General features: G+C 71.3%; 22 protein-coding genes. 16 read left to right on the top strand and 6 right to left on the bottom strand.

The window, feature by feature from the left end; all coding sequences use genetic code 11:
• Window positions 1–186: 186 nt before the first annotated feature.
• Window positions 187–1,026, bottom strand: a complete 840-nt coding sequence (locus tag D4B81_RS17990; RefSeq protein WP_161964994.1) for a DUF2971 domain-containing protein — start codon at window positions 1,024–1,026, stop codon at window positions 187–189.
• Between the two features lie 858 nt (window positions 1,027–1,884).
• On the opposite strand from D4B81_RS17990, the gene D4B81_RS05280 reads away from it, so the two are divergent.
• From D4B81_RS05280 to hcaB, 10 genes are all read left to right on the top strand, one after another.
• On the top strand, window positions 1,885–3,684 hold the full coding sequence (locus D4B81_RS05280) for a DUF2075 domain-containing protein (RefSeq protein WP_122261452.1): 1,800 nt from the start codon (window positions 1,885–1,887) through the stop codon (window positions 3,682–3,684).
• 100 nt (window positions 3,685–3,784) lie between these two features.
• Complete coding sequence (locus D4B81_RS05275; RefSeq protein WP_122261400.1) at window positions 3,785–5,716, top strand: DNA/RNA helicase domain-containing protein; 1,932 nt, start codon at window positions 3,785–3,787, stop codon at window positions 5,714–5,716.
• 10 nt (window positions 5,717–5,726) lie between these two features.
• A complete protein-coding gene (locus D4B81_RS05270) occupies window positions 5,727–6,068 on the top strand; it encodes a nucleotide pyrophosphohydrolase (RefSeq protein ID WP_237565826.1) in 342 nt (113 codons plus the stop codon).
• A 204-nt stretch (window positions 6,069–6,272) separates the two neighbouring features.
• Window positions 6,273–6,707, top strand: a complete 435-nt coding sequence (locus tag D4B81_RS05265) for a nuclease-related domain-containing protein (RefSeq protein WP_237565825.1) — start codon at window positions 6,273–6,275, stop codon at window positions 6,705–6,707.
• Between the two features lie 61 nt (window positions 6,708–6,768).
• Window positions 6,769–7,290: a hypothetical protein gene (locus D4B81_RS05260; protein ID WP_122261399.1), complete on the top strand. Its 522-nt coding sequence runs from the start codon at window positions 6,769–6,771 to the stop codon at window positions 7,288–7,290.
• Window positions 7,271–7,471 (top strand): hypothetical protein, encoded by a 201-nt coding sequence (locus D4B81_RS05255; RefSeq protein WP_122261398.1) that lies wholly within the window; start codon window positions 7,271–7,273, stop codon window positions 7,469–7,471. Before D4B81_RS05260 ends, D4B81_RS05255 begins: the two co-directional genes overlap by 20 nt.
• 191 nt (window positions 7,472–7,662) lie before the next feature.
• Complete coding sequence (locus D4B81_RS05250; protein WP_237565824.1) at window positions 7,663–8,196, top strand: SigE family RNA polymerase sigma factor; 534 nt, start codon at window positions 7,663–7,665, stop codon at window positions 8,194–8,196.
• The gene (locus D4B81_RS05245; RefSeq protein WP_122261396.1) at window positions 8,193–9,233 is read left to right on the top strand and encodes a hypothetical protein; all 1,041 of its coding nucleotides are present in this window, start codon (window positions 8,193–8,195) and stop codon (window positions 9,231–9,233) included. The genes D4B81_RS05250 and D4B81_RS05245 overlap by 4 nt, the downstream gene beginning before the upstream one ends.
• 153 nt (window positions 9,234–9,386) lie before the next feature.
• Window positions 9,387–12,692 (top strand): ATP-binding protein, encoded by a 3,306-nt coding sequence (locus D4B81_RS19130; protein WP_161964993.1) that lies wholly within the window; start codon window positions 9,387–9,389, stop codon window positions 12,690–12,692.
• Window positions 12,673–13,476, top strand: coding sequence for a 3-(cis-5,6-dihydroxycyclohexa-1,3-dien-1-yl)propanoate dehydrogenase (hcaB, locus tag D4B81_RS05235; protein WP_122261394.1), 804 nt, complete (start codon window positions 12,673–12,675; stop codon window positions 13,474–13,476). The genes D4B81_RS19130 and hcaB overlap by 20 nt, the downstream gene beginning before the upstream one ends.
• 24 nt (window positions 13,477–13,500) lie before the next feature.
• Here the strand turns inward: hcaB and D4B81_RS05230 are convergent, their stop codons facing one another.
• Entirely contained in the window at window positions 13,501–13,821 is a 321-nt protein-coding gene (locus D4B81_RS05230; protein ID WP_122261393.1) for a putative quinol monooxygenase, read from the bottom strand.
• A gap of 138 nt (window positions 13,822–13,959) precedes the next feature.
• Here D4B81_RS05230 and D4B81_RS05225 point away from each other — a divergent pair, with 138 nt between their 5' ends.
• The gene (locus D4B81_RS05225; protein ID WP_237565823.1) at window positions 13,960–14,520 is read left to right on the top strand and encodes a hypothetical protein; all 561 of its coding nucleotides are present in this window, start codon (window positions 13,960–13,962) and stop codon (window positions 14,518–14,520) included.
• On the top strand, window positions 14,517–16,121 hold the full coding sequence (locus D4B81_RS05220; RefSeq protein WP_122261392.1) for a GMC family oxidoreductase: 1,605 nt from the start codon (window positions 14,517–14,519) through the stop codon (window positions 16,119–16,121). Before D4B81_RS05225 ends, D4B81_RS05220 begins: the two co-directional genes overlap by 4 nt.
• Window positions 16,122–16,145: 24 nt before the next feature.
• Here the strand turns inward: D4B81_RS05220 and D4B81_RS17985 are convergent, their stop codons facing one another.
• Both D4B81_RS17985 and D4B81_RS05215 read right to left on the bottom strand, forming a co-directional pair.
• The gene (locus tag D4B81_RS17985) at window positions 16,146–16,313 is read right to left on the bottom strand and encodes a hypothetical protein (RefSeq protein WP_161964992.1); all 168 of its coding nucleotides are present in this window, start codon (window positions 16,311–16,313) and stop codon (window positions 16,146–16,148) included.
• Window positions 16,314–17,082: 769 nt separating this feature from the next.
• Window positions 17,083–18,927: a type 1 glutamine amidotransferase family protein gene (locus D4B81_RS05215; protein WP_122261391.1), complete on the bottom strand. Its 1,845-nt coding sequence runs from the start codon at window positions 18,925–18,927 to the stop codon at window positions 17,083–17,085.
• Window positions 18,928–19,365: 438 nt separating this feature from the next.
• Here D4B81_RS05215 and D4B81_RS05210 point away from each other — a divergent pair, with 438 nt between their 5' ends.
• From D4B81_RS05210 to D4B81_RS05200, 3 genes are read left to right on the top strand one after another with little or no spacing between them, the layout of a single operon-like run.
• A complete protein-coding gene (locus D4B81_RS05210) occupies window positions 19,366–20,577 on the top strand; it encodes a glycosyltransferase (protein ID WP_237565822.1) in 1,212 nt (403 codons plus the stop codon).
• The gene (locus tag D4B81_RS05205) at window positions 20,574–21,224 is read left to right on the top strand and encodes a TVP38/TMEM64 family protein (RefSeq protein ID WP_122261390.1); all 651 of its coding nucleotides are present in this window, start codon (window positions 20,574–20,576) and stop codon (window positions 21,222–21,224) included. The genes D4B81_RS05210 and D4B81_RS05205 overlap by 4 nt, the downstream gene beginning before the upstream one ends.
• On the top strand, window positions 21,221–22,291 hold the full coding sequence (locus D4B81_RS05200; RefSeq protein WP_122261389.1) for a glycosyltransferase family 4 protein: 1,071 nt from the start codon (window positions 21,221–21,223) through the stop codon (window positions 22,289–22,291). The genes D4B81_RS05205 and D4B81_RS05200 overlap by 4 nt, the downstream gene beginning before the upstream one ends.
• Here D4B81_RS05200 and D4B81_RS05195 read toward each other — a convergent pair whose 3' ends face one another.
• Window positions 22,292–23,104, bottom strand: coding sequence for an ABC transporter permease (locus D4B81_RS05195; RefSeq protein ID WP_122261388.1), 813 nt, complete (start codon window positions 23,102–23,104; stop codon window positions 22,292–22,294).
• Window positions 23,101–24,096, bottom strand: a complete 996-nt coding sequence (locus tag D4B81_RS05190) for an ATP-binding cassette domain-containing protein (protein WP_122261387.1) — start codon at window positions 24,094–24,096, stop codon at window positions 23,101–23,103. The genes D4B81_RS05195 and D4B81_RS05190 overlap by 4 nt, the downstream gene beginning before the upstream one ends.
• 121 nt (window positions 24,097–24,217) lie before the next feature.
• Between D4B81_RS05190 and D4B81_RS05185 the strand changes: the two genes are divergently transcribed.
• Entirely contained in the window at window positions 24,218–25,192 is a 975-nt protein-coding gene (locus D4B81_RS05185; RefSeq protein WP_122261386.1) for a helix-turn-helix transcriptional regulator, read from the top strand.
• Window positions 25,193–25,207: the final 15 nt, after the last annotated feature.

Genomic DNA, 25,207 nt, shown 5'->3' with positions numbered 1-25,207 from the left:
GTTTGAAGCCACCGGCCCACCAGCGGCAATAGGTGCAGGACGATTCCGACAGCAAGCGCGACGGGGGCCTCTCGAGCAATGGTCACGATAGGCGCTGTGATTCTGTCTGCAGATGTGCCCGACAGCGCGTGCGATGCAGCGCTAACGCGCCCATGGCAGCGGAATGCGCTGGCGTCTTAGATACGGTCACCAAGGCCGATAGGGCACATTCGACATACCTCGGGCCGGATTGTAGTCGAGCGTATCAACCAACCAATCCATGGCATCAAAGGCAAGTTTCTGGTTCGGGCCTGGGCCGCAGCGTACTGAGTACAGGGGTCGCGTCGAGGGCTCGCCGAAGTCGAACTCCTGGTATGGAACGAGGAAACTCCGCCCAGCGCGGAATTTCATACCTGGTTGACGGAGATCCCCTTGCTTTTTCATCAGGCGCCACTCACGTTCGCCGGCAAACGCTTCGTGCTTGAAAAATGGGGCAATCGCTTGCAAATCGTCGTTTGCTCCCCGCAGCGCCGTGGCGGGCCCGGGGCCAGACTGGGCAACCGCGAAGGCCCTGCTCAGGATGTCCACTACGTATGGGAGGCAGCCAATTCCATAGAGGACGGGTGCTAGCCTCCAGCCCTCCTGTTCTGCTTGATCCCTCAGTTGCTGAGGGTGAAGGGCGATTGAATATCCGTCCCCAGGATTCGTGTAGGCGCGCCAAAGGTTAAGGTCGTCGTCATCGTCGGTCAGGGCGATGATGTAAACAGCCGGAGCATTGGAATAGGGCCAGCCGAGGCCCTGCTCGAAGAGCGCAGCTGTTTCTGGGTGCGCGGCCCTTAGAGGGCCCAACTCCTGCCAGCCTATCGACAGGTAGTGCTTGGCTTGGGCGAAAACGTAGTGATATTCTTGTGAGTCATTCATATATGAGATTGAACTTCCCCATAGCGTGTGACTGCTAAGGATGGAAAGCAAGCCCGCTCCACTGGTGTAGTGAGCCAGATGATGTGGCAGTTCCGCTTCGCCGGAATCAGTGAAGAACTCGCGCATAACCGCAGCCTACCTCGCCACCGCCGCGCGTCCCCTTGTGCAAGCACCTGAGTTGCCCTCAGGCCGCCCAACTGCGGCGATAATCCGAGACGCGGTGGGCGGCTCTGCCTGCCGTTTGCAGTCGCGGTCAGGCGAAAGCGCTGCTGCGGAACTGCCCGGAGGTTCATACACGGACATCGAGTCTCGCGCGTTCGGCCGCTTCCGAGTGGCTGGTGCGGGCATCCGGACATCGGCGGAATCGCAATGTCACGCCCCCTGGGGGCCGAGACCGGGGTGCGCGCACCACCGGACGCGCCGGTGACCCATTCTGGGCGGAATGACGCCACCCAGGACGCCCCTGAGGACGACCGCTCATCCAGGGAGTCAGCGTGTTACGCCCGGGTCAGGCGAACGCGGTGGACGCGTCGCTCTCGACACCCTGGAATGACACGATCACCCGCCTGCTGAACCCCTAGCGCATCGTCGAGTTCCGACCTCGTCGCGCCTCGATCCTCCGGACCGCGACGATTGCGCTTCACAAGGTCCGCTGTCTCGGAGTGCGCGTCCGCCGTTCATGCAGCGTTGTCATGGGCCTGATCGGACTGTCCTTGCCCTCCCGCCCACCCGCTGGACAACGGTCGCATCAGCGGGCAGTTCATCGACGTTCACTGGGTTACCCCAACCTCCCTCTCGCAGGATCGTCCGCGCCACCTAGAGTGTCCACGTCATACGCGGCCCGACGGGCTTCCTCTCCGGACACGCCCCCACCCGCACGAGTTTCGTGCTGCCTGGGGAGTCCTGTCTGTGTTCCTGCTTCGGTCGTCCGTGCAAGGGCTGTCGGTTGCCGAGGCACAGCTCGCCCAGCACATCGCGGAGCAGATGGCCATCACCACAGGCCGGTCGGCCTCCCCGTCCGAGCGCCGCTCGTGGGAGCGCAGTCTCCCCCGCCTGCGCGCCGACCTCATCGACGCCGGGCTCGGCGACGTCGAGATGCTGGTCGAGTACCAGCTGCCCCTCACCAGCAAGCGCGCCGACGTGGTCCTCGCCGGGCAGCACCCGCAGACGGGGCGCCCGTCATACCTCGTGGTCGAGCTCAAGCAGTGGAGTGTGGCCGAGCGCTATGAGGACAGCGACGTGCTCGTGCGGATCGACGGTTACGGCAACCACCCGGTGCTGCACCCGCTGGAGCAGGTTCGCGGCTACTGCGACTACCTGACCGACTTCGTCGTCACGATGACCGAGGACGAGCACGAGCTCGCCGGCACGGCATACCTACACAACGCGACCAACCTGGGGGTCGCGGACCTGCGGGACATGGCCTCCCCCGATCCCGCAAGGCCCGCGCGGATGTTCAGCGGGCAGGACAGGGGTGAGTTCCTCGACTACCTGAAGAGCCGCTTCGCGTCCGGGGTGTCGGGTGCGGGGTATGCCGACCGGCTGCTGGCCAGTCGCATCGCCCCCTCCAAGCAGCTGCTGGCCCTGGCGGCGGACGAGGTGCAGCGCCGCGAGCAGTTCGTCCTGCTCGACGGGCAGCGCGACGCCTACGAGCTGGTGCTGCACGCGGTCGAGAAGGCGCGGCGGGGCAGCACCAAGACAGCTGTCGTCGTCAGCGGCGGTCCGGGGAGCGGCAAGAGCGTCATCGCTCTGTCGCTGATGGGCGAGCTGTCGCGGCAGGGACGTGCCGTCATGCACGCGACCGGCTCGCAGTCGTTCACCCAAACCCTGCGCAAGGTCGCGGCCGCGCGGGCGCCGCGCGTGCGCAAGATGTTCAGCTACTTCAACAGCTTCATGGCCGCCGAGCCCAACGGGCTGGAGTGCCTCATCCTCGACGAGGCGCACCGGATCCGGGAGACGTCGGAGTCGCGGTTCACCCGCAAGGAGCACCGGACCGGCCGGCCGCAGCTGGACGAGCTGCTGAGCGCGGCGCGCGTGCCGGTGTTCCTGCTGGACCAGAACCAGGTCGTGCGGCCCGGGGAGATGGGGACGGTCCAGGCGATCACCGAGTATGCCGAGTCGCTGGGCATGGACGTGCACGAGATCGACCTCGACGACCAGTTCAGGTGCGGCGGGTCGGCGCTGTATGTCGAGTGGGTCGAGCGGCTGCTGGGGCTCGCGCCCGGCGGGCCGTTCGTGTGGGAGGGCGACCGAGCGTTCCAGCTGGACGTCGTGGACTCCCCCGAGGAGCTCGAGCACGTGCTGGCGCTCCGGCAGGCGGACGGCTATACGGCGCGCATGGCGGCCGGCTACTGCTGGCCGTGGTCGGACCCCGAGCCGGACGGGACGCTGGTGCCGGATGTGCGGATCGGCGACTGGTCGCGGCCGTGGAACCTCAAAGGAGACCGGTCCGTGGGCGGTGCGCCGGCGTCGGCGCTCTGGGCGACCGACCCTGCCGGGTTCGGGCAGGTGGGGTGCATCTACACGGCGCAGGGCTTCGAGTACGACCACGCCGGGATCATCATCGGGCCCGATCTCGTGTGGCGCGACGGGCGGTGGCGCGCAGTGCGTGAGGGCAACCGGGACCCGGTGTTGCGAAACCGCACGAAGGTGTCGGACCGCGACTTCGACCGGCTGGTGCGCAACGTCTACAAGGTGCTGCTGACGCGGGGCATGCAGAGCGCCTGGATCTACTCCACAGACCCGCAGACGAGGGGATTTCTTCGACACCTAGTTAGAGGCTGAACAACAAGAGCGCGCATCAACCCCATCCGACAACAACGGACCGACAGGCTTCCGCAAGAGGACACGCCTCCCCCGTGACAGCAGCACACGAGGCACTCGCATGTCAAAGGCGAGGTACGAGGGCACGGTCCGAGACTTCTTCGAGCAGTCGCGCCCAGGAGCGCTACCGACGCTCTTGGCCAAGCTCAAGCAGAAGGCAGCCCTAGAGGGAGCAGCTCCCGCGCTGACCGGCGAGGAAGGCTCCTGGATCAACAGTCTCCCGACGATAGCCGAACTACTCATGGAGGCCGGTTTGGCCAAGGCCGGCGTGCTCCTTGAGTACAACCCGTACCAAGCTGGGAACGGTCGAGCCGACGTCGTCGTCACGGGAACGAAGAACAGCCAGTCAGTAGTGCTCGTGGTGGAGCTCAAGCAATGGAGTCAGGCAACCTGGAACGCAGAGGCGCAGAAGGTGACCGACTTCCAGGCGAAATATTCAACCTCCCGTCACCCGTACCGTCAGGCCGCCGACTACGCGGCATTCATCGCAAACTATACGGAGGGGTTTGAGGCAGACCTTGCGAGGGTGGAGGCCTGCGCTTTCCTTCACAACGCCAACGAGGAAGCTATCCAGACCCTTCGCACAGCTGGCGCTGACGAAGCGTCAAACACCTTTTCTGGGGACGCGACCGGTCGGCTGCGCTTCAAGACGTTCCTCCAGGAGACGATGGACCCCAGCAACGGGCTGGACGTGGCACGCGACCTGCTTCGTGCCAAGTTCCTGCAGAGCGCCAACATCCTCAAGGTCGCCGCCAAGACCTTCCAAGACCCCGAAGCTTTCCCGCTCACTGACGAACAGAACTCGGTCGTCGATCGGATTCTCGACATCGTGCGGGAGGTACAGGATCCAACGGCCGCAAAGAACTCAGCAATTGTAGTGGTGAAGGGGGCGCCAGGGAGTGGGAAGACGTGGATCTGTCTCCACCTCATGGGCCGTCTTGCCGCCGCCCAGTCTCAGGTCGCGTTTGCGACGAACTCGACAGCACTGCGTCAGACGCTCACCCGCATCGCCAGGCAGACCGCTGCCACTCGGGCGATCGCCGGAATGGTGACATCCGCCCGTTCTTACTGGAATACAGATCGCTGGTCATCCCCCTTGGACCTGCTCGTCGTCGATGAGGCACAGCGCATTTCTGAGTTCACGGTCCGAACGGGGCACGCGAATCGGCGTCATGTTCAGGAGCATCTCGAGTCGAAAGGCATCACTCAGCTCTTCGAACTGAAGAAGTCAGCCTCGATCGTGGTCCTGATGATCGACGAGGGGCAGGCGACGACCGCCAGCGACCACCTCACCAGCGTCCAAGCGCGTGACCTGGCAACGCTCGTCGGGTCAGACTTCGTGGAACTGGAGCTCACGGAACAACACCGCTCTGGAGGTTCGAAGAGGTACGAAGAGTGGGTGGATTCACTCGTGGCCGGAACACCGCAGACCTGGAGTGGCGACGACAACTTCACAGTAGAGCTTGTTGAGACTCCAGAGGAGATGGAGGAGAGCCTCCTTTCGAAAGACTCCGAGTCCAAGCGGATCCTTGCAGGCTTCACCTGGGCGTGGCAGAAGCCAACGAGCCCAGACGTCGCCGATCTGCCCAGAGAGGTAGCCATCGGCGAGTGGAGCATGCCCTGGAACCTTCAGCAACCAGTCGCGGATCTCCCCGGCAAAGATCTCTGGGCGTTGACCCCCTCGGGGCAGGGCCAGGTCGGCTCTGTGTTCACCGCCCAAGGATTCGAGTTCGATTACTGCGCGGTAATCATTGGACCGGATCTCCGTCTCGACGCGACAGGCGAGAAACTGGAGCCTGACGTGTCCGCCTCCAAGTACCGCAAGCTAGTGACGGCCGCCAGCAAGAACGCCAGTAAGGTGGATTACATCCGGAATCAGTACCGGGTCCTCCTTACGCGAGCCATGAGGGGGGTGATCATCTACGCAGTCGACCCCGACGTTCGCGAACTGTTGCGCGAACTGATCACGAAGGAGGCTGAGAGTGACGGATAGCCCAGACCAGGTGCAAGAAGCCCTTAGACAGTTCGTTCGAGAACGGGACTGGGGACAGTTCCATACAGCCAAGAACCTAGCCATGGCGCTAGGCGGCGAAGCCGGCGAACTCCTGGCTCTGTTCCAGTGGCTCGGTCCGGATGAGTTGCCACCTCGTGAGAAGCTCACGTCAGAGCTCGCGGACGTCTACACCTACCTTGTCCTCCTGGCGGACTCTCTTGACGTTGATCTGACACAGGTAGCCCTCGACAAGTTGGCAGTCAATCGAGAGCGCTATCCGGTAGACCGCGCACGTGGTTCAGCGGCGAAGTATGACGAGATAGCGCTAGACAAGGCGCCACCAGGCCGGTAGGAGTGGCAGGCTCGTCCGCCCGTCGCGAGCACGAGCCGCGTCGCCAAACGGGAGGAACGGATCCGCAGCAGGCACCCCAGGCTCGGCGGGCTCATCCTCGCGATCTCCGACGACCCGCAGACCACCAAGGCCTGGGCGACCCGCGCGGCCGGCGAGGAACGACTCGGGCGTCGGCTCGACGCCACTGCCGGCCCGCTGGTGCGGGTGCTGCACGACCGGGGCATCCCGGGGAGCCGCGCCAACCTCGACCACCTGGTGGTCTGCCCGACCGGGGTCTTCGTCGTGGACGCGAAGCGCTACCAGGGCCGGCCGCGCCGCGTCGTCGAGGGTGGCCTGTTCACGCCCCGCACGGAGAAGCTGCTCGTCGGCCGACGGGACTGCACCAAGCTCGTGGAGGCCGGGTTGAAGCAGGCAGAGCTCGTGCGGGAAGCGCTGTCGGATGACGCCGTCGAGGTGCGCAGCGTGCTCTGCTTCGTCGAGGCCGACTGGCCGTTGCTCGGCGGTGACTTCGTGGTCCGCGACGTCACCGTCACCTGGCCGAGGAAGCTGGCCGTCACGATCGACCGGCCCGGTCCGCTGACCGAGGAGCAGATCGCAGCGCTCCATCAGCGGCTGGCCACCGCCTTCCCTCCGGCCTAGCTCGCGTACGACGCCCGCGGGGTCACGGCATACCGCGTCATGGCGCAGATAGGGTGATGACGTGCGCCGGATCCTGGATCTCCTGGCCGCCCTCAACGACGCGGGGGTCGACTACGTGGTGGTCGGCGGCGTCGCGGTGGTCCTGCGCGGGCATGCCCGGATGACGGTCGACCTCGACCTGGCGCTCGACCTCACGACCGGCAACGTCACCGCTGCGCTGGATGTCCTGAAGAACCAGGGGCTCGTGCCCAGGCTCCCGGTCGCGCCCGAGCAGTTCGCCGACCCCGACGTCCGGCGCTCCTGGGTGGAGCAGCGCAACCTGGTGGCGTTCCCGCTGCACGACCCCTCGGACGCCCTGCGCGAGGTGGACCTGCTGGCGGCCACCCCCCTGCCGTTCGCCACCCTCCTCGCGTCCTCGGACCTCGTCGATGTCGACGGCGTCCCCGTGCGCGTCGCGTCGATCGAGCACCTGGTGGCCATGAAGCGTGTGTCCGGGCGCGCGCAGGACCTGGCCGATATCGAGGCGTTGTCGCAGCTGGCGGGCCCACCTATGGTGGACGGCGATGAGCACCACGGAGACTGAGGACCTCTGGCGCGGCACCTCGGACACGGGGTCCGCCATCCGGGCGCGTGCGGCGACGACCCCGGCGCAACGGCTCGTCTGGCTCGAGGAGAGCCTTCTGCTCGCGCAGGCGTCCGGGGCCCTGGCGCGGGACCGGGCCCGGCGGCAGCGTCAGGCCGAGGAGTGGGCCTCGCCCCGCTGACGTCTCCGGGTCACCCTCGCTAGGAGCCTCTGGGCCTTCTGAGCGTCTGGGCCTTCTGAGCTGTCTCGACCAACGACGCGTCGGTCCGGCCGGAGCACGTCTTGCGCCCGCGCGAGCGAGACCACGGGCAGCGTTTCCGACTCTCCGTGACAACCTTGGCAGCCACCTGACCGCTGTCAGAGGGTATGAGCGTGGACGCGTACGGCACGGCGACCTCCGCCGTCCCCGAGAACGCCGCGACGGGATTCGACGAGTATGTCGTCTCGCGGGCGTCCGATCTGGTTCGCACCGCGTTCTTCCTCACCGGCGACCGCCAGACCGCCGAGGACCTCGTGCAGACCGCCCTGGCCAAGGTCTGGCCCCGGTGGCGGCAGATCAGCGAATGTGGAGAGCCGCACGCCTACGTCCGGCGGGTGATGACGACGACATACCTCGCCTGGTGGCGCCGGCGGTGGAACGGCGAGCGGCCCGTGGACGCGCTGCCCGAGCCGGAACCGCTCGTCGACCGGCGCTCCGCCGACCGGCTGGACCTGCTCCGGGCGCTCGCCCAGCTCCCCCGCGGCCAGCGCGCGGCCGTGGTGCTGCGCCACGTCGAAGATCTCTCCGAGGCGCGCACCGCCGAGATCATGGGCTGCTCGGTCGGCACGGTCAAGAGCCAGTGCTCGCGCGGCCTCGCCGCCCTGCGGCGCAACCCCCTGCTCGCCGAGGACGGTGACCTCCGATGACACACCTGCAGGACCGACTACGCGACCTGGCTGCCGTCTCGGACCTGCCGGTCGACGGGCCCTCGCTCGCTCGGGGCGCCCGTCGCCGGGCGGCCCGCACCCGCCGCACCGCCGTCGCGTCCGTGCTGGCCGTCGTGGCCGCGCTGTCGGTGAGCGGCACGCTTCTCGCGCTGGACGAGCCTGAGGCGTCGCCCCAGCCGGCGATCCCGACACCGACCCCGGAGTGGCGGGAGCTGTGCGGCGTTCCATCGGGCCTTCCCCTCTTCGAGGAGGCGGTGGTCGGCCTCGACGCCGCCGGATCGCTCACCAGCCCCCTGTCCGCCGTGACGCTGTGCCCCGCGGACCCGGAGGACCCGGTCTGGGACGAGCTGCCGGACACCCTCGTGACGGGTGAGCGCGTGTTCGTCGTGTCCTACGACTTCAGCGGCCCACCGGTCGAGCGCTGCGGCGACGGGCTGGCGGCCGCACCGCCGTTCGCCCTCGTGGGGGTGCGCGAGGACGACGGGTCGGCCCTGCGGCTCATCACCGCCGATGGCTGCCGCAGGTGGCACCAGATCCGCTCCTACTTCGCGGCGGTGGCCCAGGAGGCCATGGTCACGCAGCCCGACAGTGACACGGCGCAGCACTGCTCACCCATGGGGACCCATGGTGGCCTCGGCCCGAGCGAACCGCTGACGGGGGACTACGTCGAGGTGACGATCTGCGTCCACCCGTGGCAATCGGAGCTTGTCGACCAGGTGCCGACCTACCACCCGGTCCGCGCCTCCGTCCTCGAGGGCGCGGAGCTGGAGACGGTCACCCGGGAGATGTCCCAGGGCGAGAGGGGCGAGCCGCGCCCGTCCCGTGAGTGCCCCTACCGCAACGCCCTCGTGGAGATCAGCGCCACCAGGTCCACAGGCGAGGAGGACGTCGGTCTTGTCCGGTGCGTGAGCACAGGCTTCGACGACGATGGGGAGGCGGTGTACTGGCCCGTCTTCCCACCCGCGACGCAGACGGTCATCGAGCGCACGGTGCGGGAGGCCGGGGTGACCGGCTAGCCGGGGGCCACCGTGCGCCGGCCCGGTCGCGAGCCTGCCCGCCGTGCGCACCCCGGCCTCCCCCGTCCAGGTCTATCGTCGGATCTGACGGCGCCGGCCCCCGTCCGCACGGGCGGAGCCCTGACGCCGGCGCGACGTGCAGAGGACCCGACCGTGACAGCTGCCCCTCAACCGGGACCCGCGCTGCCCTCCGGCCGCGTGACGTTCCTGATGACGGACATCGAGGGGTCGACCCGGCTCTTCCAGGGCCTGGGCCGCGACTATGTCGCGCTCCTCGCCCAGCACAACGCCCTGCTCCGGGCGGCGTTCGCGCGCCACGGCGGGGCCGAGCTCGACACCGAGGGCGACGCGCTGATCGTCGCCTTCGCCGACCCCACCGAGGCGGTGGTGGCGTGCGTCGAGGGTCAGGTCGCGCTGCGCGAGCACCCGTGGCCCCCCGGGGCCGCGATCCGTGTGCGCATGGGCCTGGACACGGCCGACGCCGCCCCGGTCGACGGTCAGTACGTGTCCCTCGCGCTGCACCGCGCGTCCCGGATCTGCGCCGGCGGGCACGGGGGCCAGGTCCTGCTCTCGGAGACCACCGCGGTCGAGGTGCGGGGCAGGCTCCCCTCCGACGTCATGGTGACCGCGCTGGGTCGCTTCCAGCTGCGCGGCTTCGCGGAGCCGACCCGCCTCTTCCAGGTCGCCCACCCGGCCCTCCCGGTCGACTTCCCGCCGCTGCGGGCCCAGGGTGTCGTCCACCACAACCTGCCCTTCCACCGGGCCGGGCTCGTCGGTCGCGCCGGCGAGCGGGCCGCGCTCGCCCGGGCCATCCACCAGACCGGGATCGTCACCGTCGTCGGCACCGGCGGCGTGGGCAAGACCCGCCTGGCGGTGCAGGTCGCCTTCGACGTCATGGACGACTTCGAGGACGGCACCTGGCTGGTGGAGCTCGCCTCCGCCACCGGCCGGCAGGACGTGGCGAGCGCGGTCGCGGGGGTCCTGCACGTCACGGGACGCCCCGGCGCCAGCCTGGAGGAGGCCGTGCTGGACGAGCTCTCCACCCGGTCGGCGCTGGTCGTGCTTGACAACTGCGAGCAGGTGGCGGACACCGTGGCCGGCTTCGCCGAGGAGCTGGCGCAGCGCGCCCCGAGGGTGGTCCTGGTCGCCACCAGCCGCGAGCCGCTGGGTGTCGAGGGCGAGGTGGTCTGGCGGCTCGGCCCCCTGCCCGTCCCCCACCCGGCCGAGGTCACCCGGGCGGCCCAGCTGGTCGACCTGGACGGCGTCCGGCTCTTCGCCGAGCGCGCCACCCTCGTCCGGCCCGGGTTCACCGTGACGGACGACAACGCCGGGACCGTGGCACGGATCGTGGCGCACGTGGACGGCATACCCCTCGCCATCGAGCTCGCCGCCGCGGCACTGGCCGACCGGAGCCCCGAGTCGGTGCTGGCGGGCCTGGCCGACCGCTTCGCGCTGCTCGTGGACGGGCGCCGCACCGCGCCGGAGCGTCACCAAGCCCTCCGCTCCGCGCTCGTGTGGAGCCTGGACCTCCTCTGCGCGGAGGAACGCCTCCTCTTCGCGCGGCTGGGGGCCTTCGCGCGGACCGGCACGATCGAGGACACCAGCGAGGTATGCGGTGCCGCCCCCCTCTCCGCGGCGGAGGTGCCCCGGCTGCTCCGTCGGCTGGTGCGCGCCTCGCTCCTCACCCTCGCGGACGACCACGAGCGCTGGTCGATGCTCGAGTCGGTCCAGGAGCTGGCCGGGTGGGAGGCCCGGTGCACCGGCGAGGCCGCGGTGGTGGCCGAGCGGCACCGTGAGCGGTTCGCGAGCCGTGCCGAGACGCTCGGCCCCCAGGTGGGGCTGCGCGGACGTCGGGCCGTGGTCACCGCCCTGCTCGCCGACCTCGACAACGTCCGCCGCGCCCTCGCGACCGGGGTGGAAGCAGCGGACACGGACCGCTGCCTGCGGCTCGCCACAGGCATGACGCGGTTCTGGATGTCGCGGGGGGACTGGAGCGCCGGGGTCGGCCACCTGCAGCAGGCGCTCGCCCTGCCCGGTGGCGCCGACCGTCTCCGGGCGCCCGCGCTCGACGCCCTGGGCAGCCTCCTCATGCTGCGCGGCAGCGTGCCCGACGCCGAGGACGCCCTGCTCGAGGCGGAGGCGGTCGCCCGCTCGCTCGGCGACCATGTCACGCTCGCCAGGTCCCTGTCGGGGCTCGGCTACGTCGCCTTCCGCAGGTCGGAGCTGGACGTGGCGGAGACCCGCTGGCGCGAGGCCCTGCTGCACGCGGAGCGGGCGGGCGACGAGCGCGTCGTGGCCGGGATCCTGCGCAGCCTGGCGATCGCGGTCGCGAGCCGGCACGACCAGGAGGGCGCGAGCGCGCTGCTCGACCGGGCGATCGGCGCGGCCGAGCGAGCCCAGGACGACCAGCAGCTCCGCCTCGTCCTGTCGTCCAAGGCGGAGGCGCAGATCTGGTTGGGCCGGTATGCCGCGGCCCAGGACCTCTACACCCAGGCCCTCGACCTCGCCGTCGGCCTGGAGGACCGCCCGGGTCAGGCCCTGCTCCTGGCCGAGCTCGGCTGGGTGGCCCTCCTCGCCGGGGACGTCACAACCGCCGTCCGGCTGGCCAACCAGGCGGTCGCGAGCGCGGAGGACCTGGAGAACCCGCGGGTCCTCGCCAGCGCGCTCCGGGTGCGCGCCGAGGCGAAGGCCCGGCAGGACCGACCTGACGAGGCGGACCGCGACCTGACGCGGGCGCTGCCGCTGGCCGAGCGGCAGGGGGACCCGGCCGAGATCTCGGGCGTGCGCTGCTCGCTGGCGTACGCCGCCCTCGAGCAGCTGCACCTCGACGAGGCGAGGGCCCACGCGACGGCCGCGGCCGGGCTGTCGGCGCTCCAGCACACCCTGCGCCTGGTCTTCCCGCAGTGGGTGCTGGGGGTGGCGGCCCTGGTGGACGGTGACCTCGAGGTCGCCTCCAGTCTGTTCTGGGACGCCGTCAACCAGAGTGCCTCCGGCGGCGCACCACGACACCAGGCCGCCAGCCGGTGGGGGCTGGCCAGGGTCAGCGCCGCCGCGGGCGACCTGGGCCAGGCGGCGCGGCTGCACCGGGAGGCCCTCGTCCTCCGCCGCCGCGTCGGCGACCGGCTCGGCGTGGCGGAGTCGCTCCTGGGGTCCGCCGAGGTCGTGGCCACCGCCGACGCAGCGACAGCGGCCGTCCTGGTCGGGGCTGCCGAGCGGCTGCTGAACCGGCTCGGCGCCGCGCTCACCCCGCGGCTGGCGGCCGACCTCGCGTCAGTCCCGGCGCTGGTGGGCCACGAGCTGGTCGAGATGACCTCGGCGCACGCGCGCGGCATACCGGAGGACGAGGACGAGGACGAGGCGGAGGCGCGGGCCGAGGCCGCGCTCCGGGCTGTCGAGGCGCTGACACGGGAGCAGGACGCTGACGAGAAGGGAGAAGGACATGGGTTGGCTCGAGGGTGACGTGGCACTGATCACCGGTGCCGGGTCGGGGCTGGGCAGGGCGCTGGTCGACCGCTTCGTGGCCGAGGGTGCGCGGGTGGTGGCCCTCGACCGCAGCGCCGACCGGGCGGCGGCCGTGCAGGCCGCGCACGAGGGGTCCGTGGTCGGGGTGGCCGGGGACGTCACGGTCGTCGAGGACAACGAGCGGGCGGTGGCCAGGGCGCTGGCGCAGTTCGGGCGGCTGGACACGTTCGTCGGCAACGCCGGCCTCTACGACTACGGCGCCCGGGTGGCCGACACGCCGGCGGAGGCGCTGAGCCGGGGCTTCGACGAGCTCTTCGCGGTCAACGTCAAGGGCTGTCTCCTCGGCGTCAAGGCTGCCCTCGACGCGCTGGTCGAGACGTCGGGCAGCGTCGTGCTGACGGCGTCGCTGGCGGCGCGCAGCGCCGGCATCGGGGGCGCGGTCTACACGGCCTCCAAGCACGCCGTCGTCGGCCTCGTCGGGCAGCTGGCCCTCGAGCTCGCCCCCCGGGTCCGGGTCAACGCGGTGTCGCCGGGGTTCATGCGCACCGACATCCGCGGACCGCGCGCCCTGGGCCTGGACGACCGGACGCTGGCCTCGTTCCCGGACCTCGACGAGCTGGCCCGGGCCGTGCTCCCCCTGCAGTTCCTGCCGGACCCGGCCGACTACACCGGGCACTACGTCCAGCTCGCCTCGCGGGCCAACGCCGCGGCCACCACGGGGGTCGTCGTGGACTGCGACGGTGGTTTCGCCGTGCGCGGGATGGGGCCGCCACCGGGGTGACCGCCCGCGACGCGGTCCCCGCCCTCAGTCGACCTGGAGCTCACCCATCGCGTCCCACCCGTCGCCGTCCACCTGGCGGGAGACGATCTTGGGGGTCGCCGTGATGTGCGGGCGCATGGCGTCGATGCCCTGCTGGAAGTGGGGGCTCTGGACGTGGGCGGCGGCACCCTCGTCCGTGAAGGCCTCGATGAGGACGAACTCGTTGGGGTCCTCCACGCTGCGCGCCCACTCGAAGAAGAGGTTCCCCTCCTCGGAGCGGCAGGCGGACGTGTAGTCGGCGACGATGTCCATCCAGCGGTCGGCCGACTCGGGCTTGACGGGGAATTTCACCACGATGAAGTACATGCACGGCATCCTCCCGAGCCTGCCGCCGGGCCGCAAGGCCACCCGTCCCTCACCCCGTCGGGGGGTTGGCGGTGTCGGTGGGCGTTGCTAGCGTGGCGCAGGTCACACAGAGGTGGTCGACCTGCAAGGAGGCAGTCCGTGAGCCAGAGGCACGAGGCAGACCGACGAGGCGCCAAGGATCCCGACGACATCAAGCGCGACACCAGCGCGGCGGTGGCCGGGGAGCCGGCGCAGCTGACCGAGCGGCAGAGGGCGATCCTGGTCAGACTGCTGCGCGCGGCATACCCGCACGACTCGTTCCCGGACGGGCCCTACGAGCGCACCGCCGACGCCGTGATCGCCGCCACGGCCGACGACCAGCGCTTGGCCCGGACCCTGGGCCCCGACCTCGACCAGCTCGACGTCATCGCGGGTGGCGACTTCTGCTCGGTCGACGAGCAGACCGTCACCCACTGGCTGCGGGAGTACTCCGAGGAGCCCTACTTCCGCGCCATCCGCGGGATCGCGGTCGTCGCCCTCTACGACGACCACGAGGTCTGGGAGCTGCTCGGCTACGAGGGCCCCAGCGTGGACCAGGGCGGCTACCTGCACCGCGGCTTCGACGACCTGGACTGGCTGCCGGACCCCCGGATCGAGGAGTACGACGGCGAGCCCCGCCCCGACATCATCACCTCCGACACCCAGGGAGCGGACGCATGAGCGAGATCACCGACGCCCGTCCGACCCAGCACGGCAAGCCGATCGAGCACGGCGACCCGGTCGTCGTGATCATCGGCTCCGGCGCAGGCGGCGGCACGATGGCCCACGAGCTGGCCACCAACGGGGTCCGCTGCGTCGTCCTCGAGGCCGGGCCGTTCCTGCAGCGCGAGGACTACGTCAACGACGAATGGGAGGCCTTCTCGCAGATGGCCTGGCTCGACATGCGCACCACGTCGGGCTCCTGGCGCATCGCCCGGGACTTCCCCAACCTGCCGGCCTGGATCGTCAAGGCCGTCGGGGGCACCACCACGCACTGGTCGGGCGCGACCCCGCGGTTCATGGCCCACGAGTTCAAGGCCCTGTCCACCTACGGGCCGGTCGAGGGGGCCAACCTGCTGGACTGGCCGATCACCCTGGCGGACCTCGAGCCCTACTACGACCGGGCGGAGAAGGCGATCGGGTCCACGCACCGGCACGGCCGCCCGCCGCTGCCGGCCAACAACAACTACAAGGTCTTCGCCAACGGGGCCGAGCGGGTGGGCTACAAGTACTACGCCACCGGCCCCTACGGCACCAACGCCGAGCCCTACGACGGCCGTCCGGCCTCCATCCAGGACGGCTTCAACTTCCAGGGCGACAAGTCGGGCGCGAAGTGGTCGATCGCGGTCCGTGAGATCCCCCGGGCCCTGGAGACCGGCAACGTCGACCTCCGCCCCCAGTGCCATGCCGTGCGTATCACCCACGACCCGGCCGGCAAGGTCGACGCGGTGGAGTACCTCGACGCCGACGGGGCCCTGCACCGGCAGGCCGCCCGCGTCGTCTGCGTGGCCGGCAACTCCATCGAGACCGCGCGCCTACTGCTCATGAGCGACTCCCCGCTCCACCCCGACGGGCTGGCCAACTCCTCCTCCGGCCAGGTCGGGCGCAACTACATGCGCCACCTCACCGGCTCGGCCTACGCCCGCTTCGACGAGCCGGTGCGGATGTACCGCGGCGAGACCATGGCCGGGATCATCGCCGACGAGGCGTCCCACAACCCCGCCCGCGGCTTCGTCGGGGGCTTCTACATGGAGACCCTCTCGCTGGGGCCGGCCTTCCTCGCCAGCTTCGTCGAGCCCGGCTCCTGGGGGCGCGAGTTCACCCAGTTGCTCGAGGCCTACCGGAACACCGCCGGGATGTGGATCGTCGGCGAGGACATGCCGCAGGCCTCCAACCGGGTCACCCTCAACACCGACGTCAAGGACCAGCACGGCCTCCCCGTGCCCAACGTGCACTTCGACGACCACCCCAACGACGCGGCCATGCGGCGCTACGCCTACCGGGCGGCCGACGAGCTCTACCGCGCCGTCGGGGCCAGGGGCGTCCACCACACGCCTCCGTACCCCGCGACCCACAACCTGGGCACCTGCCGGATGGCCGAGCGCCCCGAGGACGGGCCGCTGGACGCGTGGGGCCAGGCCCACGACGTCCCCGGCCTTTTCGTCAGCGACGGGTCGGTGATGACCACCGGCGGCGCGGCCAACCCGACGCTGACCATCGTGGCGCTGGCCATGCGGCAGGCCGACCACGTCGTCGACCTCCTGCGGCGCGACGAGCTGTGAGACGGGCGGGTCGCCGGCCGCTCCTCACGGGCGCCCGGTGACCCGCTCCCGCACCAGGTCGCGGTGGTATGCCTTCGGCTGGCCGGACCCGTCCTGCGCCACGCGGCTGGTGCTCTCCTCGGACGACAGGCTGCTCAGCGCCACACCCTCGTCCGCGGGCTCCTCCCAGAACGCCGTGTGCGTCGTCGGCACGAGCTCCCCGCCGTCGTCCTGCCCCCTCCGCCACCGCGTACGGGCTGGGCAGCACCCGCGCCGCGTCGGGGTCGTCGGTCCAGAGCACGCTGTGGTCGACGGCCCCCCACGGCAGCGCGCCGGGGCTGTCGGGGTCGAAGTGGTCAGCCAGTCCGACGGTCCAGCCGCCCTCGGACTGCCCGTAGACCTCGCTGTAGCCACCCCCGGGCAGCAGGCCCAGCGGCTCGATGACGTCCGGCGACGGCCAGCGCGCCGCCGCGAAGTGACCCTCGAAGAAGTCGCCGTACCAAGCACCCCCCGCGGCCTGACCGGCGTCGTTGATCACACGGGGGAAAGAGTCCCCGTCGTTCCCCGGGTTGCTGGCCAGCAGGGTTGGGCTGCCGTGCAGGTCCCAGGTCACGCCGTAGGTGACGATGGCGTCGTACTGCTCGACGTGATGGTCGAAAACCCCACGACGGGCCTTCCTACGCTGGACGACGATGAGCACCGAGGCTGAGGATCTGTGGCGCGGCACCTCAGACGCCCGCGCCGTGATCCGGGCGCGCTCCGCGTCGACACCGGGCGAGCGCCTCGCCTGGCTCGAGGAGGCGCTGACGCTCGCCCTGGCCTCGGGCGCTCTCGCCCGGGACCGCGCCCGTCGACAGGAGCTGGCTGACGCATGGGAACGCCCCGGGGGCCCCCCAGGAGGCGGCGCAGGTCATCAAGGAAGAGGCCCTCGGGGACGGACGACCCTAGGGCTGCGTTCCCCACCGCGCACCCTGGGGTTCGCTCACGGCATCGGGTCGCCCGGACCCAGCACGTCCATCCAGACGTTCGCCGCACCGAGGGCACCGTTGCTCCCGACCATCCAGTCGGCGGAACGGCCGTCCACCACGATCGCCGAGCGCAGCCCGGTCAGCTGGGCCCCATCGCGGTCGACGCGCAGCGCGGTCTGCTCGCTGATCCCGAGCGAGACCACGTCCGGGCGGTCGTAGGCCGCACCGTAGAGCCGGCCCCACCGGTAGTCGTAGGTCAGCCACGGCTCGAGCTGGTAGCCGTCGACCAGGCCGAGCCCCTCCCGCGTGTCGACCTCGTCGGCACGGAACATCGCGATCGCGTCGTCGGCGAAGCTGCGGTCGGCCTCTCCCGGGGTGGGGTCGGCGACATACGTGCTGCCCAGGAGCGCGGTGGCGGCGTCGTCGGTCATCACCGGTCCCGGCTGCTGGACCGCCTGGGCCAGGACCCGGCCCAGGGTCCGGTCCGAGACCGCGTCGCCGAGCAGGGACTGGTCGCCCCCGACGACGAGCAGCCCGGCGGCACGAGCCACCGCAGAGCTGGACAGGTCTCCGGCGTCGACCACCTCGATCGCACCGGTCCAGCCGACCGCGCGCAGGGCGGAGGAGTATGACGTGACCGCCCGGTCCCGCGCGTCGGCGTCGGCGTAGGCCACGGTGGCCAGCAGGATCGGGCCCCCGCGCGACCCCGGCCGCGCGCTCCGGGCGGCGTCGACGAACTCGGCCAGCGGCTCGGACGTCGCCCGGTTGTTCTGCCCGCCGCCCAGCCACAGGCTGCCCCGGCCGCCGATCGACAGGTCCGGCAGGGCCGCGCGGTCGCCCGGCTCGACGACCGTGCCGTCCACCGAGACCGACCGGCCGGTCACGTCGTAGGTCAGGCCCGTGCCAGGTGCGAGCAGGTGGGTCAGGACGTCGTCGGCCGACAGCGTGTCGCGAGGCCCGACCCAGTCCAGACCCGTCGCGCGGCTCGCGTCGATGATCGCGCTGGAGCTCACGCCGAACGCATCGGCGGCCAGCGCGTCGTCGGTCACGACCAGGCCGGTGCCCCAGTCCACCCCGATGCCCAGCTTGCCGGGCTCGCCATACCGCTCCACCGACTGACCGACCCAGGACAGGAGACGGCCGAACCGCCCCCGCTCGTAGAAGTGCTGGTCGAAGATGATCTGCTCCGAGCCGAAGGAGAGGCCGCGCTCGTCGGAGGCCAGGTCGTCGCCCCAGAAGATGATCGACATGTCGCGCTCGAGCGCGTTGTAGGGCCAACCGGGCGCGGGGTAGCCGGCGCCCATCGAGCGGGACTCGACGGCGTTGCCGGCGCTGGTGCCGCCGACGATGGCGCCGCGCTCGAAGGCGGTCTCCGTCGCCTCCTCCGCTGGGCTGTTGGCCAGGACCTGCATGGCCAGGACCTGGTCGCCGCCGAGGACGTACATGCCGTCCACGCCCGGCTCGCGCAGCGGTGCCGAGACGGCCGGGTCCATCGCGTCCGAGCGTTGCAGGATCGGCAGCAGCGTGGTCGCGCACGTCGTCGGTGCGGTGACCACGCTCTCGCACGCGGCGTCGATCTGGTCGGCGCGCTCCTGGGCGAGCTCGAGGTTCTCCTCGCGATCGGCCGGGTCGTCGCCGTAGGTGGCCGGGATGACGTAGATGTCGACCGTGCCGTCCGTGGCGTGCTCCGCGGCCCCGGCACCGAACCCCTCCAGGGTGGAGACGTCGTAGCCCCCACCGATCGGCACGTAGCGCTGCGGTGGGTCCTCCTGGGCTGCGGCCAGGCCGGGAGTCAGGGCTCCCGCAGCGAGGGCGAGGCCGGTGAGCCCGACCAGGGGCAGGCGTGTGGTGCGGGACATGCGGGACCCTTCGTCGGACGGAACTGGCGGGAGGCGCCCTCGTCACGCTAGGCCGGTCCCGGTCAAGACGGGGTATGGCGCAGGTCAAGACTTGGGCAGTCCACGACCTCACGGCAGCTCGGTGATGCGCTCCCTCCCGGCCACGCGGTGGTATGCCAGGGTGACCGATCGTGGTCGTGATGACCACCACGATCGGTCACGGTGCTGCCGTGGCCGCGCCGCCCCCGCCGCCGCGGGGGTTGTCCCCCCTGCGACCGGGCCGCCTCCACCCTGGTCCGCCCTCCCCCTCCCCGCCAGTCTGGGGACATGCCGCTCGCCGCTGCCTCCCGCACCCAGCCTGCCGATCCACCCGTTCGGCGCACACCTCATCCCCTGGTCGGACTCGCCGTCGACCCCAGGATGATGCAGCAAAGGCCCCTTATCCGACACCATCAGGGCATGGGGATGTCCATGAGCCGCCCCGGCGCGCGTCGGCGTGCCGTCCGGCCACGCCGCGTGCTGCTGCTGAGCGACTGCTACCGGCCGACCGTCAACGGAGTGGTCACCTCCATCGACGAGCTCCGCAAGGGTCTGATCGAGGCCGGCCACGACGTCCGGGTCCTCACCGTCGGTCCGGTGCGGCGCACCACCTTCGACGGCAGCGTCTACCGCCTCCCGTCCGTGGACGCGCGTCACATCTACCCGCAGGCGCGGCTCGGACGCCCCGTCGACGCCGAGACCTTCGCCGACCTCGTCGCCTGGCGGCCGGACGTGCTCCACTCGCACACCGAGTTCGTCGCCTTCTGGTGGGCCCGCCGCCTGGCCCACCGGCTCGGGGCGCCGCACGTGCACACCTACCACACGCTCTACGCCGACTACACCCACTACTTCTTCCCGCACCAGCGCACCGGCCGCGCCCTGTGCGCCGGCTTCGCGCGGCAGACGCTCAACCGGACGACCACCGTGATCGCGCCGACCGCCAAGGTCGAGCAGCTGCTCCGCGGGTATGACGTCCGCGTCCCGATCGCGGTCGTGCCCACCGGCGTCGACCTGTCCCGGTTCACCCCCGGGACCCCCTCGCAGACCTTGCGGGACTCGCTCGGCCTGACCCCCGGCATACCCGTGATCCTGAGCCTGGGCCGGCTCGCCGCGGAGAAGAGCGTGACCGAGGTCGTCGACCTGCTCGCGCGCGTCCGCGACGAGCGGTGGCAGCTGGTGGTCGCCGGCGACGGGCCGCAGGCCGGGACCCTGCGCCAGCAGGTGGAGCGTCTCGGGTTGAGCGACCGGGTCCGCTTCGTGGGTGCCGTCGACCCGGCCCACGTGCCCGACTACTACCGACTCGCCGACGTCTTCGTCTCCGCCTCCCGCAGCGAGACCCAGGGGCTGACCTTCCTGGAGGCCCTGGCCAGCGGGGTCCCGGTGATCTGCCGCGACGACGGCTCGCTCGACGGGGTCGTCCTGGACGGCTACAACGGCCGCCGCTACCGCCAGCCGGAGGAGTTCGTCGCGGCGATGACCTGGCTGCTGCGCGACCCCGCGCTGCGCCGTCGGTGGTCCTCCGGGGCCGTGCAGACGGCCTCCGGGTTCGGGCGGGCCGCCTTCGTGGACGCCGTCTGCGCGACCTACGACCGGGCCCGCGGCTGCGTCGGCACGGCGAGGTGGGCGGCATGAGCACCGTCGCGGTCGCCGGCCCGCACCCGACCCTCTCCGCCCGGCCGACACCGACGGCGACCACCTTCCTGCGCTGGTCACGCCGCGCCACCGTCGCCGGCTGGCTGGGGTGCGCGCTGCTCGTGGCGTGGGGGGTGCAGTCAGGGGTCCTGACCTCGGTCGGGCAGCTGCAGGCCTTCCTCGCCGGCTTCGGGCTCTGGGCGGCCGCGGTCTTCGCACTGGTCGGGGCCAGCGAGGCGCTCTTCCCGGTCTTCCCGGGCTCGATCACGATCATCGCCGCACCCCTGCTCTTCGGCCCGGTGGTCGGGACGCTCGCGGCCTACGCCGCCACCTGCCTGGGCTCGGTCGCCGTCTTCCTCCTGTCGCGCCATGTCGGTGCTGACCTGCTCGCCGCCCGGTTCCGTCCGGCCACCGTCGACAGGTGGCTGCGCCGGGTCCGGCACCGGCACTTCCCCCGGTGGTTCGCGGTCGCCATCGCGATGCCCGTCGGGCCGGACGACCTCCTCTGCTACCTCGCCGGGGTGTCGAGGATGAGCTTCCGCTCCTTCCTCCTCATCGTCCTGGCGCTCAAGCCGTGGGCGCTCCTGGCCTACATCTTCGGGGTGCTCGCGCTCGTGCGGGCCTTCGTGCCCTGGCTCGCCCCGTGAGCGCGAGGCAGACGGAGGAGGACACCCCCCTCGTCGTCAACATGGCGAGCGAGAGCGACGTCTCGGTGCAGGGGCACGGAGTGCACACGGCCTACGTCGAGCTGGCTCTGGCGCTGGAGCGTCGTGACGACGTCACGCTGGTGCGGGGCGGCTACGGCGAGTCGGTGGAGTGCGACGTGTACCACCTCCACACGCTCGGGTCGGCCATGTGGCGCAAGATCCTCGACCCGAGGGCCAGGAAGGTCGTGTCGGCCCACGTCATCCCCGACTCCCTGGTCGGCTCCATCCGGCTGGCGAGGTACTGGCGCCCCCTCGCGCGGCGCTACATGCGGTGGTTCTACGGCCGGGCCGACCGGGTGCTCGCGGTCTCGGGCACGGTGGCACGGGTCCTGCAGGACGAGCTCAGGGTGCCCGCGGAGCGGATCGAGGTCCTGCACAACACCGTCGACATGCGGGCCTACCGGACGACGCCGGCGGACCGGACCGCCGCGCGACGGCACCTGGGCATCGCCGACGACGCGTTCGTCGTCGTCGGCGTCGGCCAGGTCCAGCCGCGCAAGCGGATCGACGTCTTCGAGCAGCTCGCGCGCCGGCACCCGGACGTCGTGCTCATCTGGGTGGGCGGGGTCCCGTTCAAGCACCTGGGGGCCGAGTATGGCGCGATGCGTCGCCTCATGGAGCGGGCGCCGGGCAACCTGCTCTTCCCGGGCGTGGTGCCCCACCCGGAGGTGAGGCGCTACCTGCAGGCCGCCGACGTGTTCTGCCTGCCCGCCGAGCAGGAGAACCACCCGATGTGCATCCTCGAGGCCGCCGGCGTCGGCCTGCCGGTCGTCGCGCGCGACCTGCCGGAGTACGACGACACCTTCGGCGACGACGTCCTCCGCTGCGAGGACGCGACGTTCGCCGACGCCGTCGCCCTCCTGCGGGACGACCCCTCCGTGTACGCGACCTGGCAGCAGGCCTCGGCGCGCATCGCCGAGCGGTTCGACAGCTCGGCGGCGGCCGAGCGCCTGGTCGGCATCTACCGCGACCTGGTCGCCGACGTCGGGCCCAGGGTCAGCGCCTGATCAGTCGCTGCGCCGCATCGAGCGTATCCCGAGTGCCAGCCCGAGAGCGGCGGTCACCCCGGCCGCTCCGAAGCCCCACAGCACCGGCGCCGCCAGCAGGTCCCCGGCGAACAGCGCCCGCTCGGCGTCCACGACATACGTCAGCGGGTTGAGGCGCGCGAGAGCGCGCATCCAGCCCGGGCCGCCCTCGAGCGGCAGCAGCATCCCGGAGAGGATCATCACCGGGAAGAGCACCGTCTGCTGCACGACCCAGAACATCCAGTCCTGCTTGCGGACTGCCAGCGCCAGGGCGTAGCTGAACGAGCTGATGCCGACGCCGAGCACCGCCAGCAGCACCAGACCCGTCAGCGCGCCGAGCGGGTGCAGCCGGAAGCCGAAGGGCAGCATCACCAGCACGATGACCGCCGCCTGGGCGACGAGCGTGACGATCTCCTTCAGCGCCCGCCCGACGAGCAGCGACGAGCGGGCGAGCGGGGTGACGAGCATCCGCTCGTGGGCGCCGGTCTGCATCTCGTAGAGCAGGTTGGCCCCGACCGTGCTCGAGCCGAAGAGCGAGATCATCACCAGGATGGCCGGGACGAACCACTGCCAGACGTCGCCGCCGGGCAGCCCGCCGCCGAGGTTGCCGGCCAGCAGCGGCCCGAACAGCGCGAGGAAGAAGATCGGCTGCACGAGGGAGAACACGACCGAGAAGGGGTCGTGCAGGGTCGGCCGCAGCTCGCGGGCCAGGACGATCGTGGTGTCCCGCACCAGGGAACGTCGCGGCGGTCCCTGGGTGGCGGTGCCCGTGGGGGTCAGGGTCGTGGTGCTCATGCCGCCGCCCCCTCGCCCGTGGTCGCGGTGTCGGCCTCGCGCAGGCTGCGGCCGGTGAGGGCGAGGAAGACGTCGTCCAGCGTGGGTCTGCGCACCTGCACGTCGGTGACCTGTATGCCGTCCGCGTCCGCCGTCCGCACGAGCTCGGTCACCCGGGTGGACCCGGCGACGATGCCGGCGCGCAGCGTCGTGCCGGTCAGCTCGACCCCGCTCGTGCCCTCCCACGCCTCCAGCCGGGCCTCCAGCCGGGCGGCCAGGCGGGCCGTCTGCTCCGCCGTCGCGGTGGTGACGATGAGCCGGTCACCGGCGTGCCGGGTCTTAAGCACCTCGGGGGTGTCGTCGGCGATGATCCGCCCGTCGTCGACGATGACCACCCGCGCCGCCATCGTGTCCGCCTCGTCGAGGTAGTGGGTGGTCAGCAGCAGCGTGATGTCGTGCTCGGTGCGCAGCGCGCTGATGTGCTCCCACAGGTTGGCCCGGTTGTGGGGGTCGAGGCCGGTCGACGGCTCGTCGAGGACGAGCAGGTCGGGTGCGTGCATGAGCCCCATCGCGACGTCGAGGCGGCGACGCTGCCCACCGGACAGCTCGGAGACCTTGGTGCGTTCCTTGCCGGCGAGGTCCAGGCCCGCCATCAGCTCCTGCGCCCGGGAGCGCGCCGCCCGCCGCTCCAGGCCGAACGTCACCCCCTGCACGTAGAGCTCGTCCAGCGCCCGCTGGCCGTGGCCAGCGCCGTTGCCCTGCCCGACGTAACCCAGGCGGCGGCGCACCTGCGCGGGGTCGGCCACCACGTCATACCCCGCGACGCGGGCGGTGCCCGCCGTCGGGGCGATCAGGGTGGTGAGCATGCGCATCGTCGTCGTCTTCCCGGCGCCGTTCGGCCCGAGGACCGCCACGGTCTCGCCGCGCCCGACGTCCAGGTCGACGCCCCGCACCGCGTGCACCGTCTCCTTGCGGCTGACGAAGTCCTTCGTCAGCCCCCTCGCCTCGATCATGGTCCGCCCTTCCCGTGTCCGCTGTCAGCCGTCGCTGTCCGTCGTCCGGCTCCCTTCCCTCCCGACGATAGAAGCGGTAGAGGTCAGATCCTGACCTCTACCTCCCGGCATACTCGAGGACATGACCACCCCGTCCGGACGGCTGCTCAGCCTGCTCTCCCTGCTCCAGGCGCGGCGGGACTGGCCCGGCGAGGCGCTCGCCGACCGGCTCGGGGTGAGCCGGCGCACCGTGCGCCGCGACGTGGACCGGCTGCGCGAGCTGGGCTACCCGGTGCAGACGACCAAGGGGCCGGCCGGCGGCTACCGGCTGGCCCCCGGCGCCGACCTGCCGCCGCTGCTGCTCGACGACGAGCAGGCGGTCGCCGTCGCGGTCGCGCTGCAGACCGCGGCGCTCGGCGTGGTCGGGGTGGAGGAGGCCGCGGTGCGGGCGCTCGCGACGATCCGCCAGGTGATGCCCTCACGGCTGCGGCACCGGGTCGACGCCCTCCAGGTGCTCGCCGTGCCACCGACGTCAGCCCCGACGGTCGCGGTCGACCCCGGCGTGCTGCTGCAGGTCGGCGAGTGCTGCCGGGACCACCAGGTGCTGCGCTTCGACTACACCGACAAGGAGGGGATCGCGTCGCTGCGCCGGGTGGAGCCGCACCGGCTGGTGAGCCGGGGGCGCCGCTGGTATGCCGTGGGCTGGGACCTCGACCGGGACGGCTGGCGCACCTTCCGGGTGGACCGGATGCGGCCGCGGGCGCCGGTCGGTCCGCGCTTCACCGCCCGGGAGCTCTCGGACGCGGTGGTCGCCGACCTGGTCCGGCCGCCGGACGAGGACGCGTGGCCGGCCCGCGGGCGGGTGGTCCTGCACGCCCCCGCCGCCCAGGTCGCCCGCTGGGTGCGGCCAGACCAGGGCACGGTCACCCCCCGCGGCGACGGCTCGTGCACCGTGGAGGTCGGGTCGTGGTCGTGGCCGTCGCTGGCGGCCTGGCTGCTGATGTTCGAGGCCGACTTCGAGGTGCTCGACCCGCCGGAGCTGGTGACGGCCCTGGAGGACATCACCGCCCGCGTGGCCCGGGCGGCGCGGGCCTCGGCCGGCCAGGGACCCGGCTGAGGTCGCACGTACGAT

Source organism: Ornithinimicrobium cerasi, from assembly GCF_003702705.1.
Taxonomy (GTDB): Bacteria; Actinomycetota; Actinomycetes; order Actinomycetales; family Dermatophilaceae; genus Ornithinicoccus; species Ornithinicoccus cerasi.
Note: the sequence above shows the minus strand (reverse complement) of the source record. Positions and strands in the feature narration are given on the sequence as shown.

Excerpts from the sequence above, each read along its gene's own strand:
- D4B81_RS05215 (WP_122261391.1), bottom strand. The coding sequence starts at position 18,927 with ATGTCCCGCACCACACGCCTGCCCCTGGTCGGGCTCACCGGCCTCGCC.
- D4B81_RS05185 (WP_122261386.1), top strand. The coding sequence starts at position 24,218 with ATGACCACCCCGTCCGGACGGCTGCTCAGCCTGCTCTCCCTGCTCCAG.
- D4B81_RS05255 (WP_122261398.1), top strand. The coding sequence starts at position 7,271 with ATGAGCACCACGGAGACTGAGGACCTCTGGCGCGGCACCTCGGACACG.
- hcaB (WP_122261394.1), top strand. The coding sequence starts at position 12,673 with ATGGGTTGGCTCGAGGGTGACGTGGCACTGATCACCGGTGCCGGGTCG.
- D4B81_RS05275 (WP_122261400.1), top strand. The coding sequence starts at position 3,785 with ATGTCAAAGGCGAGGTACGAGGGCACGGTCCGAGACTTCTTCGAGCAG.
- D4B81_RS05190 (WP_122261387.1), bottom strand. The coding sequence starts at position 24,096 with ATGATCGAGGCGAGGGGGCTGACGAAGGACTTCGTCAGCCGCAAGGAG.
- D4B81_RS17990 (WP_161964994.1), bottom strand. The coding sequence starts at position 1,026 with ATGCGCGAGTTCTTCACTGATTCCGGCGAAGCGGAACTGCCACATCAT.
- D4B81_RS05230 (WP_122261393.1), bottom strand. The coding sequence starts at position 13,821 with ATGTACTTCATCGTGGTGAAATTCCCCGTCAAGCCCGAGTCGGCCGAC.
- D4B81_RS05195 (WP_122261388.1), bottom strand. The coding sequence starts at position 23,104 with ATGAGCACCACGACCCTGACCCCCACGGGCACCGCCACCCAGGGACCG.
- D4B81_RS05205 (WP_122261390.1), top strand. The coding sequence starts at position 20,574 with ATGAGCACCGTCGCGGTCGCCGGCCCGCACCCGACCCTCTCCGCCCGG.
- D4B81_RS05280 (WP_122261452.1), top strand. The coding sequence starts at position 1,885 with ATGGCCATCACCACAGGCCGGTCGGCCTCCCCGTCCGAGCGCCGCTCG.
- D4B81_RS05210 (WP_237565822.1), top strand. The coding sequence starts at position 19,366 with ATGGGGATGTCCATGAGCCGCCCCGGCGCGCGTCGGCGTGCCGTCCGG.
- D4B81_RS05220 (WP_122261392.1), top strand. The coding sequence starts at position 14,517 with ATGAGCGAGATCACCGACGCCCGTCCGACCCAGCACGGCAAGCCGATC.
- D4B81_RS05245 (WP_122261396.1), top strand. The coding sequence starts at position 8,193 with ATGACACACCTGCAGGACCGACTACGCGACCTGGCTGCCGTCTCGGAC.